This window comes from Zobellia laminariae (assembly GCF_030553095.1).
Taxonomy (GTDB): Bacteria; Bacteroidota; Bacteroidia; order Flavobacteriales; family Flavobacteriaceae; genus Zobellia; species Zobellia laminariae.
The window spans coordinates 2,923,381-2,941,773 of the sequence record NZ_CP130738.1; the positions used below are offsets into that span (position 1 = coordinate 2,923,381).

At 36.7% G+C, this 18,393-nt stretch carries 18 protein-coding genes and 4 pseudogenes; 12 read left to right on the plus strand and 10 right to left on the minus strand.

The features are described 5' to 3' along the window. Positions 1-81: 81 nt before the first annotated feature. Entirely contained in the window at positions 82-1,494 is a 1,413-nt protein-coding gene (locus Q5W13_RS14015) for an alpha/beta hydrolase (RefSeq protein ID WP_304443424.1), read from the plus strand. Positions 1,495-1,500: 6 nt separating this feature from the next. Here Q5W13_RS14015 and Q5W13_RS14020 read toward each other — a convergent pair. The 4 genes and pseudogenes from Q5W13_RS14020 to Q5W13_RS14035 form a co-directional block, all read right to left on the minus strand. Continuing rightward, positions 1,501-1,785: pseudogene (locus tag Q5W13_RS14020) on the minus strand (DJ-1/PfpI family protein); the annotation flags it as partial. 53 nt (positions 1,786-1,838) lie between these two features. Beyond that, on the minus strand, positions 1,839-2,696 hold the full coding sequence (locus Q5W13_RS14025) for an IS3 family transposase (RefSeq protein ID WP_368662563.1): 858 nt from the start codon (positions 2,694-2,696) through the stop codon (positions 1,839-1,841). Beyond that, entirely contained in the window at positions 2,681-2,947 is a 267-nt protein-coding gene (locus Q5W13_RS14030; RefSeq protein ID WP_304443425.1) for a transposase, read from the minus strand. Before Q5W13_RS14030 ends, Q5W13_RS14025 begins: the two co-directional genes overlap by 16 nt. Before the next feature lie 67 nt (positions 2,948-3,014). Then, a pseudogene (locus tag Q5W13_RS14035) lies at positions 3,015-3,470 on the minus strand (DJ-1/PfpI family protein); the annotation flags it as partial. Positions 3,471-3,554: 84 nt separating this feature from the next. Between Q5W13_RS14035 and Q5W13_RS14040 the strand changes: the two are divergent. After that, positions 3,555-4,205, plus strand: coding sequence for a DUF1684 domain-containing protein (locus Q5W13_RS14040; RefSeq protein ID WP_304443426.1), 651 nt, complete (start codon positions 3,555-3,557; stop codon positions 4,203-4,205). A gap of 77 nt (positions 4,206-4,282) precedes the next feature. Here the strand turns inward: Q5W13_RS14040 and Q5W13_RS14045 are convergent. The 5 genes and pseudogenes from Q5W13_RS14045 to crcB all read right to left on the minus strand — a co-directional run. After that, a pseudogene (locus Q5W13_RS14045) lies at positions 4,283-5,185 on the minus strand (outer membrane beta-barrel protein); the annotation flags it as partial. A gap of 14 nt (positions 5,186-5,199) precedes the next feature. Beyond that, positions 5,200-5,361: a hypothetical protein gene (locus tag Q5W13_RS25100; protein ID WP_368662252.1), complete on the minus strand. Its 162-nt coding sequence runs from the start codon at positions 5,359-5,361 to the stop codon at positions 5,200-5,202. A 116-nt stretch (positions 5,362-5,477) separates the two neighbouring features. Beyond that, entirely contained in the window at positions 5,478-6,716 is a 1,239-nt protein-coding gene (locus Q5W13_RS14050; RefSeq protein WP_304443427.1) for an ammonium transporter, read from the minus strand. A gap of 27 nt (positions 6,717-6,743) precedes the next feature. Then, positions 6,744-7,082 (minus strand): P-II family nitrogen regulator, encoded by a 339-nt coding sequence (locus Q5W13_RS14055; protein WP_304443428.1) that lies wholly within the window; start codon positions 7,080-7,082, stop codon positions 6,744-6,746. Between the two features lie 292 nt (positions 7,083-7,374). After that, on the minus strand, positions 7,375-7,746 hold the full coding sequence (crcB, locus tag Q5W13_RS14060; RefSeq protein WP_304443429.1) for a fluoride efflux transporter CrcB: 372 nt from the start codon (positions 7,744-7,746) through the stop codon (positions 7,375-7,377). Between the two features lie 602 nt (positions 7,747-8,348). On the opposite strand from crcB, the gene Q5W13_RS14070 reads away from it, so the two are divergent. After that, positions 8,349-8,735 carry a pyrophosphohydrolase domain-containing protein gene (locus tag Q5W13_RS14070; RefSeq protein WP_304443430.1) on the plus strand — a complete coding sequence of 129 codons (387 nt, stop codon included), beginning with the start codon at positions 8,349-8,351 and terminating at the stop codon, positions 8,733-8,735. 99 nt (positions 8,736-8,834) lie between these two features. Here the strand turns inward: Q5W13_RS14070 and Q5W13_RS14075 are convergent, their stop codons facing one another. Next, positions 8,835-9,899, minus strand: a complete 1,065-nt coding sequence (locus Q5W13_RS14075) for a branched-chain amino acid aminotransferase (RefSeq protein ID WP_304443431.1) — start codon at positions 9,897-9,899, stop codon at positions 8,835-8,837. Positions 9,900-10,005: 106 nt separating this feature from the next. Between Q5W13_RS14075 and Q5W13_RS14080 the strand changes: the two genes are divergently transcribed. The 9 genes and pseudogenes from Q5W13_RS14080 (at position 10,006) to Q5W13_RS14120 (ending at position 18,390) form a co-directional block, all read left to right on the plus strand. Beyond that, positions 10,006-10,500, plus strand: coding sequence for a DUF4920 domain-containing protein (locus Q5W13_RS14080; protein ID WP_304443432.1), 495 nt, complete (start codon positions 10,006-10,008; stop codon positions 10,498-10,500). Position 10,501: 1 nt separating this feature from the next. Next, positions 10,502-11,170, plus strand: coding sequence for a tRNA (5-methylaminomethyl-2-thiouridine)(34)-methyltransferase MnmC2 (mnmC2, locus tag Q5W13_RS14085; RefSeq protein WP_368662253.1), 669 nt, complete (start codon positions 10,502-10,504; stop codon positions 11,168-11,170). A gap of 120 nt (positions 11,171-11,290) precedes the next feature. Beyond that, positions 11,291-12,256, plus strand: a complete 966-nt coding sequence (locus Q5W13_RS14090; RefSeq protein ID WP_304443433.1) for a TIGR01777 family oxidoreductase — start codon at positions 11,291-11,293, stop codon at positions 12,254-12,256. Between the two features lie 203 nt (positions 12,257-12,459). Then, positions 12,460-13,005 (plus strand): nucleotide exchange factor GrpE, encoded by a 546-nt coding sequence (locus tag Q5W13_RS14095; protein ID WP_155594440.1) that lies wholly within the window; start codon positions 12,460-12,462, stop codon positions 13,003-13,005. 9 nt (positions 13,006-13,014) lie between these two features. Further along, a complete protein-coding gene (dnaJ, locus tag Q5W13_RS14100; protein ID WP_155594439.1) occupies positions 13,015-14,139 on the plus strand; it encodes a molecular chaperone DnaJ in 1,125 nt (374 codons plus the stop codon). A gap of 181 nt (positions 14,140-14,320) precedes the next feature. Continuing rightward, positions 14,321-15,262, plus strand: coding sequence for an ABC transporter ATP-binding protein (locus Q5W13_RS14105; RefSeq protein WP_155594438.1), 942 nt, complete (start codon positions 14,321-14,323; stop codon positions 15,260-15,262). Further along, positions 15,255-16,581: pseudogene (locus Q5W13_RS14110) on the plus strand (ABC transporter permease). The gene Q5W13_RS14105 and the pseudogene Q5W13_RS14110 overlap by 8 nt, the downstream one beginning before the upstream one ends. 2 nt (positions 16,582-16,583) lie before the next feature. Then, positions 16,584-17,510 carry a mechanosensitive ion channel family protein gene (locus Q5W13_RS14115; RefSeq protein ID WP_155594436.1) on the plus strand — a complete coding sequence of 309 codons (927 nt, stop codon included), beginning with the start codon at positions 16,584-16,586 and terminating at the stop codon, positions 17,508-17,510. A gap of 1 nt (position 17,511) precedes the next feature. Beyond that, the gene (locus tag Q5W13_RS14120; protein ID WP_155594435.1) at positions 17,512-18,390 is read left to right on the plus strand and encodes a DUF6268 family outer membrane beta-barrel protein; all 879 of its coding nucleotides are present in this window, start codon (positions 17,512-17,514) and stop codon (positions 18,388-18,390) included. Positions 18,391-18,393: the final 3 nt, after the last annotated feature.

The window sequence follows — 18,393 nt, forward strand, 5'->3', positions numbered from 1 at the left end:
CCCTATTCATTTATGGAACATACATCTAATAAAGATCTTTAGGTACCGGCCGTTTGGCTAGATTTTTGATGATTAAATTTTATGAAAAGAATACTACTGTTGTTGGCATTTAGTGCTACGTTTATTGGTTCTGCACAAAATATTACATTAAAAAAAGGTGTGGTAATAGATTCATTAGTAGTCAATGATACCGTTCCCGAAACATTTTCCTTGTACCTGCCAAAGAAATTTGATGTTTCTAAAACTTGGCCGGTAGTATTTGTTTTTGATATGAACGGTAGAGGCAAACAATCTTTAGCCATGTTCAGTGCTGCTGCCGAAGAACAGGGGTATGTACTTGCAGCTTCCAATAATATTAGTGATACACTATCTATTACTAAAAATATACTAATTACAAGCAGAATGTTGAATACAGTGACTACTATGTTACCTATTCAAAAGAACGGCATATATACAAGTGGTTTTGCTGCTGGAGGCCGGTTTTCTACTCTAATTCCAGTTTTTATAAAGGGTGTGAAAGGTGTGGTTGCCTGTGGTGCGTCAGTAGCTAATATTGAGGTGCTTACGAATAGAAACCCGTTTCATTTTATCGGTATTGTTGGGGATGAGGATTTTAGTTATCCAGATATGTTAGCGGCAGAAAAAATTCTGAACAAATTAAAGTACCCTAACCAATTGTTGATTTTTGATGGTGGTGAGGAATGGCCTAAAACTTCAGATCTTAGTGAAGCCTTAAGAATATTGACTTTGGCAGCAATGGCAAAAGGGAATGTGTCAAAAGATGAAGCATATATAGATGCAAACTATAAGTCAGATTTGGTAAAAGTAAATAGGTTGTATTCTGCAAATAAACCTCTATTAGCTGATAGTTGGTTGGAGGAGATGTCTGAGATATACCAACCTTTTATGCCTTTGGATTCTATAAAAGCGAGTAGAAAGACGTTGCGAAAAAGCCGACTATTCAAAAATAAAAATAGAACTCAGAATGCACTCTCTTTAAAAGAGAGCTTAATTAAAGACGAGTATAATTATTATTTAGAGGAAGATATTCTTACCTATAATTACAATAATTTAGGATGGTGGAAATATCAAATGGAAGAGCTTCAGAAATTTCGTAAAAATCCTGAGGTACTTCAGCAAAAAATGGGGAAACGTTTGGAAGGCTATTTGAAAGCATTGGTTTCTGATAATGTAGATATCCTTAGCGCAGAGGACCCGATTGATGGAGAAGCCTTGAATTTTTTATGGATGCTGAAGACAGTAATTGAGCCAGATAATTTTGAAAGTTATCTAAAAATCATATCCTACACCGCCAAAACCGACGATTATGGTACAGCTCTTTTTTACTTAGAAGAACTTCTGAAAAAAGGATATAAGAACCGAAGCGAACTTTACGCTCTGGAAAATACTGCGTTGCTACGCATAACACCGGAGTTTAATGAATTGGTGGAGAAATATTTAAAAGGGGCCCGTTATTCCATTATTGAAGAATAATGGCTGTTATTCCACAATAAGATGTGGAGTTTCCTGTAAGTTCCAGTCAATGACCAAGCCTTTTGCTAAAGCATCAGCAACTTCTTTTCCGTATAAATGCTCGCATAAGTAGAGGGCAGCTTCAAAACTTTTAGCACCTCCTGCCGAAGTAATATATTTTCCATCATGAACAAATAGAACGTTATCGGCTACTTTTAAGCTGGGAAACATCTTGCGGTATGTTTCAATATCGCTAGGGAAGGTCGTAGAGGTTTTTCCTTTAAGAACATCGGCTTTAGCCAAAACAAAAGCACTGTAGACTTCCCCTTATTAGGACACCTCTAAATTCGATAAATAATTATTATTTAGGTCAGGTTTGATGAAGAATTTAAATTCTTCATCAAACCTGTGCATGTATTCTTTAGGTGATTTGTTGCCCAGGATTTATGTGGATGATTAAAATTATAGTCCTCTCTCCAGTTGTCGCTTATCCTTTGAAGTTGATGGATATCATTAAAATAATAGGCATCCAGTATGTCTTCCCTGAAGAAGCGATTGAAACGTTCTATGTAACCATTCTGCATTGGTTTTCCGGGTTGTGTATATTTAATTTCTATATGGTTTTTCGTGCACCAGTTCATGAAGGTCCTAGATATGAATTCAGGTCCGTTATCGCACCGAACATATTGAGGTGTCCCTATTTCTTCTTTGAGGTTTTCCAATGTTTCCACCACCGCTCTAGCTGGGTATGAGAGTCCTGCATCGATCGCTATAGCTTCACGGTTGCAATCATCTATGACGTTGAGCACACGCAGTTTTCTTCCATCTATAAGGGCATCGCTCATAAAATCCATACTCCAACATTCATTAAGGGTCGACGGAGTTTCCAAAGGTTGCTTTATGCGTTTTATCAAACGCTTCTTATGTTTACGCCTAAGGCTGAGCTTCATATCACGATATACTCGCAATACACGCTTTCTGTTCCATTTTAGACCTTCACGACGGATCTTGTAGTAATACTCGTCAAAACCTCTGGTAGGATAGGCTTCTGCCAGCTCGGTCAGTTTATCGATAACCTCGCTATCGTCTCTTTTACTCTGGTAATACCACATTGACCTGCTTAAGCCTACCACACTACAGGCACGCACGATGGGAATTACATATTGTTCGATGAGATACTTTGCACGAACTCTCTTGTCGGAAGGCCTTAGAACTTTTTTGATAGTACGTCCTTCAGCATCTTATTATCCAAACTAACATCAGCGTACATCTGTTTTAACTTGTTGTTCTCATCTTCCAGTTCCTTAAGCCGTTTAAGTTGCTGTTGCTCCATACCACCGTACTTCTTGCGCCAGTAGTAAAATGTGCTTTTATCTATTCCCAGTTCTCTTGAAACATCGCCAACGGATCTTCCTTGTTGATTCTCCTTTAGAGCCTTGATAATCTGACTCTCGCTAAACTTGCTGTTTTTCATCGTGACAGTTTGAATTTAAAGTTAGTAAATTCGAATTATGAACTGTCCTATTTTTAGGGAAGCCTACAGCACCATCGCAATGGCTTGTCATAAATAAGGCAGAACTATCTATTTTACGAACAAAATCAAGCATTACGGTATCCTTTAAATCTGTGTCTAAATGATGTTCTGCACTAGGTATTACCAGAATATCTATTTGTGGCAGCTGGTCTTTGGTATAATCAAAGTCAGGCAATAAGCGCATACCTTCAAAAGTTGTTATAGGGTCTAATGTGTTGGCCACGGTAAAGGTATTCATGGCTTTTATGTTTTCCCGGTATTTGGTATGTTGAAAAATATCGAACGGAGCCGTTAGTTCCGTGTTGAAAGTCCCATCCATAATTAGAAAAGCTACATTGTAACGGTCGGGAGAAATTTCGGGAGCAATCCGTTTTAAATCCGCTATGGCCTTAGGTTGTTTTTTTGGTGTGTTACAGGAGCAGAACAAAGTCAGTATGAGTAATATTGGATAAATTTTGTTCATTTTTAATCTTTTACGCCGCAATGTACAATTGGTTCAATTAGGTTAATAACTTTATATTGTATTTTTGTTGCAAAAATTGATTGTATGCGAATTCTTGTTTTGGTTTTTTTTCTTATGGTTTTGGGATGTAAGACCGATAAAAAATACCACGATGCGCCTGAGGAAAAGGTAGTGGTTGTTGAAACCGATGCGTTACAGGCCATCTTGGACCATCAGGAAAAATTAAATAAGGAGTTTAAAAATCCAGAGACTTCGCCATTACCGGATCGTTATCGCAAAAATTTTGAGGCATTGGATTTCTTTGCGCCTGATACTAATTATGTAGTAACGGCCAAGTTTGTTCGTACGCCAGAAGCTTTACCTTTTTTAATGCCTAGTACTACCGGAGATTCTTCTGAGGAAACGGTTTATGGTATAGCCCATTTTACTTTAAATGGAAAAAACAGACAATTAGAGGTGTATCAAAATAAGGAATTGATGCAACAAGAAAAATATAGGGATTACCTATTTTTACCTTTTACTGATAATACCAATGGTGTAGAGACGTATACAGGTGGTAGATATATTGATCTTTCTATACCTGATGGAGATACTATAGTTATCGACTTCAATAAAGCTTATAATCCGTACTGTGCTTATAATAAGAAGTATTCTTGTCCTGTTGTTCCTAGTGTAAATAATTTGGATACAGAGATACTAGCTGGTGTAAAAGCTTTTGACCCTTCCAAAAAATAAAGACCCCAACGTTAAACGTCAGGGCCTTTACTTGAATTAGCTTTAAATTATAAACACTTAACCATTATAATTCTTTTTTAGAAAGAGTAGACTGCAGCTAGAACAAAAGAAGATAAGCTCTTTTGCGCCATTAAGTCACTATCAAGAAAATATCCAGAATCATCTGAAGCCGTATCTAAACGAAGTTCAGGCTTGATCATTAAATTTCCTATAGTTGCACTACCGGTTAAAGTAACAGCGAATACACTTGCATCACCATCGGTAGTACTTGTTCCAATAGCTCCGAAAGAGTCAGTTTCAGCAAAATATTCTGCTCTAAGACCAATAGCAAAGTTTTCTGAAGTTGTTAACTGAGGGTAAATTGCTGCACCAGCAAAGCTTCCTGCACCGTCACCATCAAAATAAGCAGCGTTCAATCCTAGGAAGAAAGAATCAGATAAATCAAATCCACCTGTATAATCAACTTCATAAGCACCATTGTCAATCAATAGGTTTAAATACTGTCCGCTATATCCTATCTGAGCTCCGTATGTATATTTACCGGTAACATTCAATTCGGTCATATCAGTTGGGTTCATAACTGCTAACATTAAGCTAAAATCATCTGATAAAGCAATATCAGCCTTTAAACCTGTATGAGAAAACGGACCATAAGAAAACAAGTAAGAAGTACTGTAGTTAAAGTTAGCAACCGGAGATATAACTTCGTAACCTAAGAAAGTATTAAAGTTACCAAAGGTTAAAGTAACAGCATCAGATACATTCCAGTAAGCATATAATTGATTTACTATATTACCTGTTGCAGAATAAATTGGAGAAGCAAATATGGCATCCGTTCCTCTTGGGCCAAATACTAAATCTGCAACGAAACCAACTTTTTCGCCTTCATAACCTGCAACAAAATTTGCCATACCTAGAGAGAAACCTGGTAAGTTGGCGAATGATGAACCTGGCGCAGCGTTTGGAGCACCATCTGGTGCAGAATTATCTCCGTTTAGATTGGCACGGTAGTATGCATCAACAGAACCAGTAAAAGTAAATGATGGTTAGTTTCTTCCTCTTCTTCTTCCTGTGCAACAACAGCGGTCGCAGAGAAAAGTAATATTGCTAGGAAAAATAGATTTTTTACGTATTTTGTATTTGTAATCGCTTTCATCTGTATTTTTATTTTGTTATCCCTGTGTGGAATGATTTAATTGAAATCTGTGAAGATTTTGAAAGTGTTATATAACGGAGCGTTCTGCAAAACGCTCCGTTTCTAATTAATATAATTTAGTCGTTTATGAAATCTGGGTAAGCATCCATACCGTGTTCATGAATGTCAAGACCTTCAATCTCTTCTTCTTTACTCACTCTAAGTCCCATTACCGCTTTTAAGGTTCCTAAGATGATAAAGGAGCAAACTACGCAGAAGATACCTACGATCAATACTCCATATAATTGCGCCATGAATTGCTCACCGCCAGCTTGTGCTCCGAAGATACCTACTGCTAATGTTCCCCAGATACCACATACCAAGTGAACTGCAACTGCACCAACAGGATCGTCTAATTTCATTTTATCCACTAAAGCAACTGCAAAAACAATTAGTATACCTGCTAAAAAGCCAATTACTACAGCCTCATTAGGGGACATAAGGTCAGCGCCAGCCGTTATACCTACTAGACCACCTAGAATACCGTTAAGGAACATGGTTAAATCTAAATTCTTGTATAATATGGTAGATAAGATCATAGATCCAAAACCACCGGCTGCTGCTGCTAAACTTGTAGTTACTAATACCAGTGAAGTTAATTCTGGATCAGCAGAAAGTACAGAACCACCGTTGAAACCAAACCATCCTAACCAAAGGATAAGTACACCTGCTGTTGCCATAGGTATGCTATGACCCGGTATTGCTTTCGCTTTACCTTCATCATCAAATTTACCAATACGCGAACCTAGTAAAAAGATGGCAACCAATGCTGCCCAACCTCCTACAGAGTGAACTAATGTAGAACCTGCAAAGTCATAAAAACCCCATGAGTCTAAGAAACCACCACCCCATTTCCATGCGCCTACTATAGGATAAACAAGACCTACGTAAACAACTGTGAAAATCATAAAGGCTCCAATTTTAATACGTTCTGCAACGGCACCAGATACAATAGTAGCTGCTGTAGCTGCGAACATACCTTGAAACAAGAAGTCTGTCCACCATGTGTAACCTCCATCTGCATATTCTGGAGTCATTCCGTTTTCAGGAGCTGATATTCCAAAGCTATCCATAGAGAATTTAATTATTCCAGAAGACCCTTCTTCAAATCCTGGGTACATAAGGTTAAAGCCCCATGCATAGTAAAGTAAAAGTCCACCTGTAATAATAAAGATGTTCTTAAATAATATGTTTATTGTATTTTTTTGTCTTGTAAGGCCGATTTCCAAAAAAGAAAATCCGGTGTGCATGAAGAATACCAGAGCGGTAGCCAACATCATCCAAACGTTATTTGCTGTAAATAATCCTGCGTCCATTTCTATAAAGTTTAGTTATTGGTTTTTTTAGTTGATTCCAGATTGTCCGTTTTCTTTTGTACGGATTCTGTATGCTTCTAAAATTTCAGAAACAAAGATTTTCCCATCTCCAACATTCCCAGTATAAGCTACTTCAAGAATGGTGTCAATAGTACGTTGTGCAAATTCATCAGATACCACTATAGAAAGATATCTTCGTTGAATGTCGCTCGTGCTATAAGAGATACCTCTATAAACATGACCTTGTTTTTCATTTCCAACTCCGGTTACATCCCAGTAACTGAAGAAGTTAACCTCTATTTGATGTAACGCTTTTTTGACGTCATCAAACTTAGATTTTCTAATAATTGCCTCGATTTGTTTCATAAGTATTGTATTAATTAGAATAGCAAATGTATGTTAAAATAATTAACACCCTAAAAATTTTGGGGTCTAAGTAGTTATTTTTATGTTTATAGGAATTATACCCCCTATATTTTTTGGGGTGTCCAATAATATTTGCTCAAAAATGATTTTTCGTTGATTTAAATCTGCAAAAAGTAAAGGAAAATTGAAAAAAATGAAGAAAAACTGCCATAAGATTAGATAATCTTAAGTTTTCTGCTGAATGTGCTAGTTTTTTAACAAAAAGGGGGGTCAGCTGTTATAAAATTTTAATTTATAGCAATTTTGATAGCCATAGGCCAAAGGAAACTGCAGCTATGCCAACTACTACACTGGCAATTAGGTAAATAGAGAAGTGTATTAATTCGCCGGAAGTTAAGAGCGAATGTTTTTCAAAAGCAAAAGTAGAAAAAGTAGTAAAGCCCCCGCAAAATCCTGTTGCTAGTAAAAGCGTTTGGTTTGGGGTCAGATAATTGGTTTTAATAGAAAGCCCTAAAATAAGACCAATGAGCAGGCAACCTATAATGTTGACTAAAAAAGTACCTAAAAAGAAATATTGAAAGTGGGTATTGAGGGATTTAGAAACTAGATAGCGAAGTGTGCTACCTATGCCACCTCCTAAGAATACGAGTAACAATTGTTTCATCGGTGCAAATTACGTAAATAATTTATCAGATGAACTGTGCTTGTAGCACTTACTTGTTAAACCGCTTTCTTAAGTTTTGAAGAAAGATTGTTTAAAGGATAAACTTTAGGAGATGTAGACTCATTTCCCTGAGATTTTTTACCTCCGTTATTTATTCCGCTTAAACTAAATACCATAAACAGAGCATTTGCTCCGATAAGTACTAAAAGTATTGTGAAAAAAGTCATCATAATATTGCCCCTTTGGAATAGATAACGCAAAATTACGCTATTTGTTATGTTATACGTCAAAAAACGGCTTTTGGTCGTTAAAAATGGTGCTTTTAACGAATCTGTGAAGATTGTCTTAATATTTCAAGAAATGCTTAATAAAGAGGAGAATTATTACGAATGCTATGAATAAAAGTCCTACCCATTTCACCCCTTTGTAGTTTTTAGCATGTAATTTTTTGTCTTTTTTGTAAGAAAAAAAGATAATAATGATAAAACAGCTAGCAAAAATCGTTGCAAAAGCTATTTGTCCGGTGGTGAACATATTCTTTATTTTTCGGCAAAATTACGCTATTATTGGCAGAAACTATTTTTAAATCAATACAACTATAGATGAAAAACAAACTAAGTGCCGTAGCGCTTTTTCATACCTCTTTTGGGCAAGGCGTTTCAGAAACCATGAAAGCAGATTTGGGGGAAGCTAAGAATCTGCTACGTTTTAATTTGATGGACGAGGAGAACAATGAATATCTGGAAGCTGCAAAAAATGATGATCTAGTTGAGGTTGCAGATGCTTTGGGAGATATGCTTTATATATTATGTGGTACTATATTAGAACATGGTATGCAGCACAAAATTGAAGAGGTCTTTAATGAGATACAGCGTAGTAATATGAGTAAGTTGGGTGCAGACGGTAAACCTATTTACCGCGAAGATGGCAAAGTACTTAAGGGGCCAGATTATTTTAAGCCCAATATTTCCGAAATTTTAAAGGGATAATGGTATTGTCTGCGAAGTATAAAAAAACGGTCACTAAGAATTTAGTGACCGTTTTTTTTAGTACCCTTAATATATTAGGTCTATAAAAATCTTTAATTATTAAAGACCAACTCTCCAGCCAAACGGGTCTTCGGAACGGTTATATTGTATATCTGTAATCTCTTTCTTCATTTGAGAAGCGAAGCTGTTTTCTATTTCAGGTAGATCATAATCTACGCCTCTGTAGCCAAATGCAGAAATTGGTGAAATGACAGCGGCAGTACCTGCTCCAAACATTTCTTTCAATCTTCCGTTCTTAGCAGCTTCAACTACTTCTGTAACAGTAATTTTTCTTACTTCTGTTTTTATTCCTTTTTTCTCAGCTAGCTGTAGAATACTTTTTCGGGTAATACCATCTAGTATACGATCGCTAGTTGGGCCTGTAATTAAAGTATCATCAATACGAATGAAAATATTCATTGCACCAGCCTCTTCTATATATTCATGTGTGCTATCATCCGTCCAAATAACTTGGTTGTAACCTTTAGCTACTGCCAATTGCGTAGGGTAGAACTGGCCAGCGTAATTGCCACCGGTCTTTGCGTAACCTACTCCGCCATTTGCTGAACGGGAATACTTTTCTTCAATAAGAACTTTTACCTTTCCTGAAAAGTAAGATCCAGATGGGGCAAGACAAATTATAAACTTATAAGCATCAGCAGGAGAAGCGTGAAAGCCATTTCCGGACGCAAATATAAAAGGTCTTATATACATAGAACTTCCTTCGGTCTGAGGAATCCATTTGTTGTCTAATTCCAACAGCGCTTTAAGTCCTTCCATAAAAAACTCTTCTGGTAATTCTGGAATAGCCATACGATTTGCCGAGACGTTCAATCTTTTAAAGTTTTCTAACGGTCTAAAAAGCCACGTTTTGTTCTTGTCATCTTTGTAGGCTTTCATTCCTTCAAAAATAGATTGACCGTAGTGGAAAATTTTTGCAGATGGATCAAGAGTAATAGGCTGGTAGGGAGTTATTTTTGGAGTTTCCCAAGCACCATTTCTATAATCGCAGACGAGCATGTGGTCAGAGAATACACTGCCAAAGGCAAGATTGTTAAAATCTACTTGTTCGATTTTGGATTCTTTTACCTTTTCTATGCTGATTTTTTGCATGGTCGAGTTCATAATTTTTAGAATTAAAAAATTAAAATTAACGAATTATCCTTACCTGTTCTTCTTTTTTCGTTATAAAATGCCCAGTTTTGCGGTACATATCTAATTTTTATCGGAAATGCGTCTATTTAACAATTTACTTGCGGTTTTTATGGTGGTTTTAGCCTGTAGGGGTCAAGAAACAGAAAAGGTCACTTTTGACGGTGTTGACTATCAAATTATTGGTGCTAATCTAGAGGCTAGTAATGTCTTGACAGATGCGGAAATGACAATGAGGTTTGATAAAATGACGGTTAAAGATACGCTTCGGACAAAATTTAAAGCCACAGTAACAGATGTTTGTAAAGTAAAAGGTTGTTGGATGAAGTTAAAGTTAGATGACGGGCAAGAAGCAATGGTGCGCTTTAAGGACTATGGTTTTTTTATGCCAAGTGATATAACAGGGAAAGAAGTAATTGTAAATGGATATGCTTATGTTGAAGCTATGAGTGTGGAAGATCAAAAGCACTACGCCAAAGATGGGGGAGAAGCAGAGTCGGAAATCGCAAAAATTACGGAACCTAAGAAAACCTTTGGTTTTGAGGCAGATGGTGTTTTGATTAAAAATCAATAGTTTGGAAAGAAAGATTATTACCACAGGAGATGGATCTAAGACCATTCAGATTTCTGAATGGGATGAGCAGTACCACTCAAAACACGGTGCTGTACAAGAAGCATATCACGTTTTTATAAAACATGGTCTCTCACTCTTCTTTGGAAAAAAGGTAGCTATTCTTGAAATAGGTTTCGGTACAGGACTTAATGCCCTAATTACCCACATTGAATCAAAAAAAAATAATACAGAAGTTGCTTATAGAGGCGTGGAAGCTTACCCTGTTTCTACAGAAGAATTAGAACAGCTCAATTATATTTCAGAATTAAAGGCTGAAGAATTTCAAAAGGATTTTGAAAAGATGCACCAGTCGCCTTGGGAAAGCGATATTCTAATTTCCGAAAATTTTATTCTTGAAAAGGAGCAAAAGCTCTTTGCTGATATAGCAGACGAAAATGTTTTTGATCTTGTTTATTTTGATGCATTTGGTGCACGGGTTCAACCAGAGTTGTGGACCGAAGAGATATTTTTAAAGATGTACCGTGCCATGAAAGAAGGTGGAGTTTTAGTTACTTATGCAGCCAAGGGTAGTGTAAGAAGAGCTATGCTCGCGGTAGGTTTTGAGGTAGAACGCTTGCCTTGGCCCACCGGGAAAAAGAGAGATGTTAAGAGCCAGAAAGTAGTTTTTTAGTTCTAAAGAAAAGTTAACAAAACACAGGTCATCCCATTTTCTTAACATATGAACACGGTTTAGTGTTAAATCCGAATTAAATGATAGTCAGTTGGTTTGGAAATCCTATATCTTTGGTTTATGAGAATACTGATTACAGGGGCAACAGGTCTGGTAGGCAGTGCGATTGTAGAGCAATGCCACAAGAAAGATATTGCGGTAAATTATCTTACTACCAGTAAAAGTAAAATTACTTCAGAGCCCAAATTTCAAGGTTATTATTGGAACCCTGATAAAGGAGAAATCGATTTAGATTCCCTTGTCGGAGTTTCTGCTATTATAAATTTGGCAGGTGCTAGCATCTCCAAAAGATGGACCTCCAGTTATAAGAAAGAAATTATGTCCAGTCGGGTTAATTCCTTGCGTACGCTGCATACTGCGTTGGAAAAGGTAGATGCCACAGATATATTCTCTTTTGTCTCAGCATCTGCAATTGGTAGATACCCAGATTCTTTAAGCAAATTTTATACGGAAGAAGAAACAGCCGTAGACGATAGTTTTTTAGGAGAAGTAGTAGAGGTCTGGGAAAATGAAGTAGATAAATTCAATAGTTTTGATTTTAAAGTTGCCAAAGTAAGAATAGGTTTGGTAATGTCTTGTAAAGGCGGAGCGCTTCCGGAAATGGCAAAACCGGTCAAAAACTATGTTGGAGCTGCATTTGGTAGTGGCGAACAATGGCAGTCTTGGGTTCATGTTTCAGATTTAGCACGGATTTTTATGTTTGTCGTGGAGCATGGGTTGGAAGGTGTTTATAATGGTGTAGGTCCTAACCCGGTAACGAATACTAAGCTTGTTAAAGAAATAGCCAAGGTTTTAGATAGGCCAATTGTGCTACCTAATATACCTAAGCTGGTTATGAAGATAATTTTAGGTAAAATGTCTTATTTGCTGTTTGCCAGCCAACGGGTAAGTTGTAAAAAAATAGAGGAAGAAGGTTTTAATTTTATCTTTCCTAATGTATGTGTAGCGTTAGAAGCAATATACAGTAGTCCAGAATGTACCGAATCATCTGAATTGGGTTCTTTAACCAAGGAATATAGTTCTTAGGGCAGATAATTATACGGGAATAATGAATAGAACATCTGTAATTAACAGGTGTTTTTTTATGACTTGTACCCATTGTTTTGGCGCATTGTTGTCTTTTAGGTCCATAGAGGCATGTTATGTAGTTTTTTTAATGACATTTTGACATTTTTAAAGAAATGGCAGTACTTTTGCCAACCTAAAACGAGAATTCAAATTGTATCACAATGAGCGATAAACAAAATACAGAAGATTTTGAAGAAGTTTTGGATGAAAACCAAACTGAAGCAACGTCTGAGAGCAATATAGAGCAAGAAGAACTAAGTGTAGAAGAACAGTTAAGGGAAGACCTTGCGAAGGAAAAAGATAAATTCCTTCGGTTGTTCGCAGAGTTTGAAAACTTCAAAAGAAGAACTTCAAAAGAGCGAGTAGAGCTATTCAAAACAGCCGGGCAAGAAATTATGGTTTCTATGTTACCGGTTTTGGACGATTTTGAGCGTGCTTTAAAAGAGATGGCCAAATCAGAAGACAAAGAAATGTTTAAAGGTGTAGAGCTTATTCGTGTAAAGTTTCGCGAAACCTTGAAATCTAAAGGATTAGAAGAGGTAAGTGCTGAAGCAGGTGATGTTTTTGATGCTGATATACACGAGGCTATTACACAAATACCGGCTCCAAGCAAGAAGCTCAAAGGTAAGATTGTTGATGTAGTTGAAAAAGGATTTAAGCTTGGTGATAAAATTATTCGTCATCCAAAAGTGGTTGTAGGAAACTAAAAATCAAGAATGAAGGAAGATTATTATGAAGTACTTGGCATTAGTAAAAATGCCAGCGCAGCGGAGATAAAAAAGGCCTATAGAAAAAAGGCATTGGAGCATCACCCAGATAAGAATCAGGGTGATCCCAAGGCTGAAGAAATGTTCAAAAAATCTGCGGAAGCGTATGAAGTTTTGAGTAATGCTGACAAAAAAGCACGTTATGACCAATTTGGACATGGCGCTTTTGACGGTTCTGGCGGTTTCGGCGGCGGAGGCGGAATGAACATGGATGATATCTTCAGTCAGTTTGGAGACATTTTCGGTAGCGCCTTTGGCGGCGGCGGAGGTTTCGGTGGCGGAGGTTTTGGCGGAGGACAACGCAGAGTCAAAGGAAGTAATTTACGTATACGCGTAAAGTTGACTTTAGAAGAAGTAGCCAATGGCGTTGAGAAAAAAATAAAGGTCAAAAGAAAAAAACAGGCAAGCGGTGTTACATACAGGACCTGTGGAACTTGTGGAGGTGCTGGTCAGGTGACCAAAATTACCAATACGATCCTTGGGCGTATGCAAACTGCAGCTACCTGTAGTACTTGTGGTGGTAGTGGTCAGGTTTTAGATAAAAAACCTAGTGATGCCGATGCTCAAGGGCTTAAAGTCTCTGAAGAAACAGTATCAATCAATATTCCAGCAGGGGTAGAAGATGGTATGCAGTTAAAGGTGCCTAATAAAGGTAACGATGCACCGGGTAGCAATGGAATACCAGGAGACCTATTGGTGGCTATTGAGACTATAGATCACGAGACACTAAAACGTGAGGGAGATAACCTGCATTATGACTTATACATTAGTTTTTCTGAAGCCGTTTTAGGTACTTCTAAAGAAATTGATGCGGTTGTTGGTAAAGTCCGCATAAAACTAGAGTCCGGTATTCAGTCCGGTAAAATATTACGCTTAAGAGGTAAAGGTATCTCAAGCATTAATGGTTACGGTAGTGGCGATCTATTGGTTCATGTAAATGTTTGGACTCCAAGAGAGTTGAACAAAGAGCAAAAAGACTTCTTTGAGCGAATGCAGAACAATGAAAATTTTATGCCAAAACCTGAGAAATCTGATAAGTCATTCTTTGAAAAAGTGAAAGATATGTTCTCATAAATCCATTTTATTGGGTTTTAAATAAAAAACGTATATTTGGTTTAATATTGGATTCCAATATTAATTTTCTTTTTCATAGCAATTTTTTTCCCATCCTTATTTACTTAAGGGTGGGTTTTGTTTTTAAAGACATTGGCAACGTCTTGTGAAGACAAAAAACTATCTTTGACAAAATTCTTGTATGAACAATATTTTGGTCACTAAAGAGGTCACCAAACAATTTGGAGAATATACCGCTCTAGACAAAATTTCTTTAGAGATTCCTGAAAATAGTATCTACGGACTTCTTGGTCCTAACGGTGCAGGGAAGACTACCCTTATTCGTATTATAAATCAAATTACATACCCGGACAGTGGAGAGGTTTTATTTAATGGAAAGCCATTAAAAGCAGAACATATTGCCCAAATTGGGTACTTGCCGGAAGAAAGAGGCCTGTACAAGAGTATGAAGGTGGGGGAGCAGGCACTTTATCTTGCACAATTAAAAGGACTATCAAAAGCCGAGGCAAAAAAGAGATTAAAATTTTGGTTCGAAAGATTAGAGATAGGCGATTGGTGGAACAAGAAAATTCAAGAACTTTCTAAAGGTATGGCGCAAAAAATACAGTTTATTGTAACTGTATTACATGAACCAAAACTCTTAATTTTTGATGAGCCTTTTAGTGGGTTTGATCCTATTAATGCCAATGTGATAAAAGAAGAAATACTAAGGTTAAAAGATAATGGAACCTCAATTATATTTTCGACCCATAGAATGGAATCTGTTGAAGAACTTTGTGAGTACATTGCATTAATTCATCGCTCCGAAAAAATATTGGACGGCAAGTTATCCGATATTAAAAAAGCCTATAAGAACAACATATTTAATGTGGGCTTGCAGACAAATAATGCGGATATACTTTTAAAAGAACTATCAGATAAATTCACAATAAGCGGTTCTCAATTTGATGTTAAAGAAAATCAGTTAGATTTTACGCTTCAGTTACCTACTGACGATTCAGGGGAATTATTGACATTTTTGGCATCAAAAGCAAACATCAATCATTTTGTAGAGACCATTCCGTCTACAAGTGAAATTTTTATACAAACGGTACAAAGTAAAGGAAAAGGTCTAGATGAATAAATTACCACTTATTATAAAAAGGGAATATTTGGCCAAGGTGCGGAATAAGTCTTTCGTTATAATGACATTTTTAAGTCCCATTCTTATGGTCGCAATGGTGGTACTTGTTGCGTATTTGGCCAAAGTGAATGATAACGAATCTCGGGTTATAGGCATATTGAACGAGAGTAATTATTTTTCAAATGATTTTGTACCTAGCGCAACCACGGCATTTGTTGATTTTAGGGATGTTACGTTACAAGAGGCAAAAGACTCTGTTGCTAGTTTAGGTTTTGATGGTCTGTTATATATACCAAAAGATTCAACTGTAAGAGCAGTAACAGAACGCTCTTTTTTTTATACGAAAGATGCGCCTCCTACGCAGGTGGTAGAAAGACTTGAGAATACTTTTCAAGAACGATTACGTCAAGAAGGATTGCATCAATTGGGTATCTCTGCGGCAGATTTCGCAAAGATGGATACGCATTTTCAGATGAATACAGAAACCTTTTCGGGAGAGACAAACCTTAAGGGTATAAATGAAATAAAGGCTTTTATTGGAGGTGGTTTTGGCTACTTGATTATGATGTTCATTATCATCTACGGAGGTTTTGTCATGCGGAGTGTCATAGAGGAAAAAACTAGCCGAATTATTGAAGTGATTATTTCATCGGTAAAACCGTTTCAGCTCATGCTGGGCAAGATTATAGGTACTTCTTTGGCGGGACTTACTCAATTTGCCATTTGGATTGTATCCGCAAGTATCCTTTTATTAATATCATTTGCCGTTTTTGATATAGACCCATCTGCAATGAATGCCGGAGCATCCATTACCCCAAATATGGGGCCTAGCTTACCTACGGTAGACCAGACCATGCAGTTATATGCCCAAGAACTTTTTAAGATTCCGTGGGCAATGCTTATTACTTTCTTTTTGATATATTTTATACTGGGTTATTTAATTTATAGCTCAATTTATGCGGCTATAGGGGCTGCAGTAGATAATGAAACGGATACGCAACAATTTATTTTCCCGATTATTTTACCCTTAATGCTAGCAATTTATGTGGGTTTCTTTTCGGTCTTCAGTAATCCACATGGTCCTATTGCCGTTGGGTTTTCATTGTTCCCCTTAACCTCGCCAATTGTTATGCTCATGCGTCTTAGGAGGTATTGGAGAAGGAGGTGTACCCGTTTGGGAATTGGTCACTTCTATTATCCTATTAATTGTTACATTTATAGGTATAGTATGGCTGGCTGCAAAAATTTATAGGGTAGGTATTCTAATGTACGGTAAAAAACCAACCTATAAGGAATTGTTCAAGTGGTTAAAATATTGAGCATGATTCAAGAAACGCAAAGTAAAGTAGAAGAAATTCTAGAAGTAGGCCTTTGGCAAGGGGTTAAGGATTTTCTTAATCTTGGACTCAGGTATGGGGAAGGCGAAAACTCTATTAATATTACTATTGGACTTTTGTTGCTAGTAACCGTTGTTTTCTTGATTACCGGGTTTGTGCTAAAATGGTTGCGTATACTTTTAACGCAACGTATGGAGGCGGAAGACAAACTTAAGTTTGTTAGTGTTTTTAAGTTCATAAGATACTTGGTCTATGTAGTTGTTATACTCTTAACTATGAGTGCGGCCGGTATAGATATAACACTGCTTCTAACGGCATCTGCAGCACTTTTTGTTGGTCTGGGCTTAGCGTTACAAGAGCTTTTTCAAGATGTAATTGGAGGTATTTTTATTATTATCGATAAATCTCTTCATGTTGGTGATATTATAGAAATAGATAGTAAAGTTGGCAAGGTGTTTGAAATAAAATTGAGAACAACTAGAGCTATAACTAGAGATGATAAAGTAATTATCATTCCCAATCATAAGTTTATCAGCGACATAATTTATAACTATACCCAAAATCATAAGACAACCAGAGAACAAATTAAAATTGGTATTGCGTATGGCAGCGATATTAATTTGGCAACAAAAATCTTAGAAACTCTTGCGGGAGGGCAAAAGGGTATATTAAAAAGCCCAAAACCATTTGTAATTTTTGAAGATTTTGGAGACTCAGCCTTACTGTTTACTCTTAATTTTTATACAATAGATAGTTTTAACGTCACTAGAGTTAAAAGTGAAATGAGATATAAATTAGACGCGGAATTTAGAAAAAACAATATTTCTATACCCTTTCCGCAAAGAGATATACATATTATCCAACAGAAACCGTTTCAACATAGTAACACTAATAATATAGAAGCAAAATAGAGTGAATTGCAGAAAATTTAGTGCCTGTGCTGTCTTTTTTCTATTGTGTTCTTTTGTTGGTCTAAGCCAAACTCCAGACATAGTAAGGGCAGAATATATGATGATGCCAAGAAATGGTTCGGATGCTGAACTATCCAGGATGAAGCTTTTGGTGAACGTACCTATAAAAGTGCAAGATTCTAATAACTTGGTGGTAATTGGAGTAGAATATAACCGATTGGCTTATAATTTACAGCGAGAGCTTCCTTTTAGTAGCGCTGGTCTAAAGCAGTTTCATGTGGTAGACTTCAATATGGCGTATGTTTGGAAATTTACACCAGACTGGCGGTTTATAGGAGTGGTTACACCTCGTTTGTCATCTACCTTATCAAACCCTTTGGAAAACGGAGATTTTTCGGTAAATGCTACAGCAGGATTTCTTAAAGAGAAAAAGAATATAGATAAGCCTTCTATTATGGTATTGGGTATTGCTTATAATTCTACAGTAGCCCTTCGTGTGCCCTTGCCTATTTTCTATTATGAAAAACGTTTTCATAAAAACTGGAGTTATGTTGTGGGAGTCCCAAAAACCGGAATGAAATATCACATGAAAGAAAAGCATCAGTTTCAGACAGAATTTATTTTTGATGGTTATTATGTGAATTTGCAAAATAATATCGTTTTACCTAATACCACAAGTGCTTCTTCGGTATCATCCTCGGCAGCATTAGTTACTGTGGGCTATCAATATAAATTAGCTGCAAATACATTTCTTTATGCTTATGCTGGTCATACGGTGTTTCAAGATGGCGTTTTGAGGGACGAAGACAGAAATGATATTTTTACATTAAATGATAATCCTAGTTTTTATTTTAGAACAGGATTTAGAATAGGACTTTAAAAT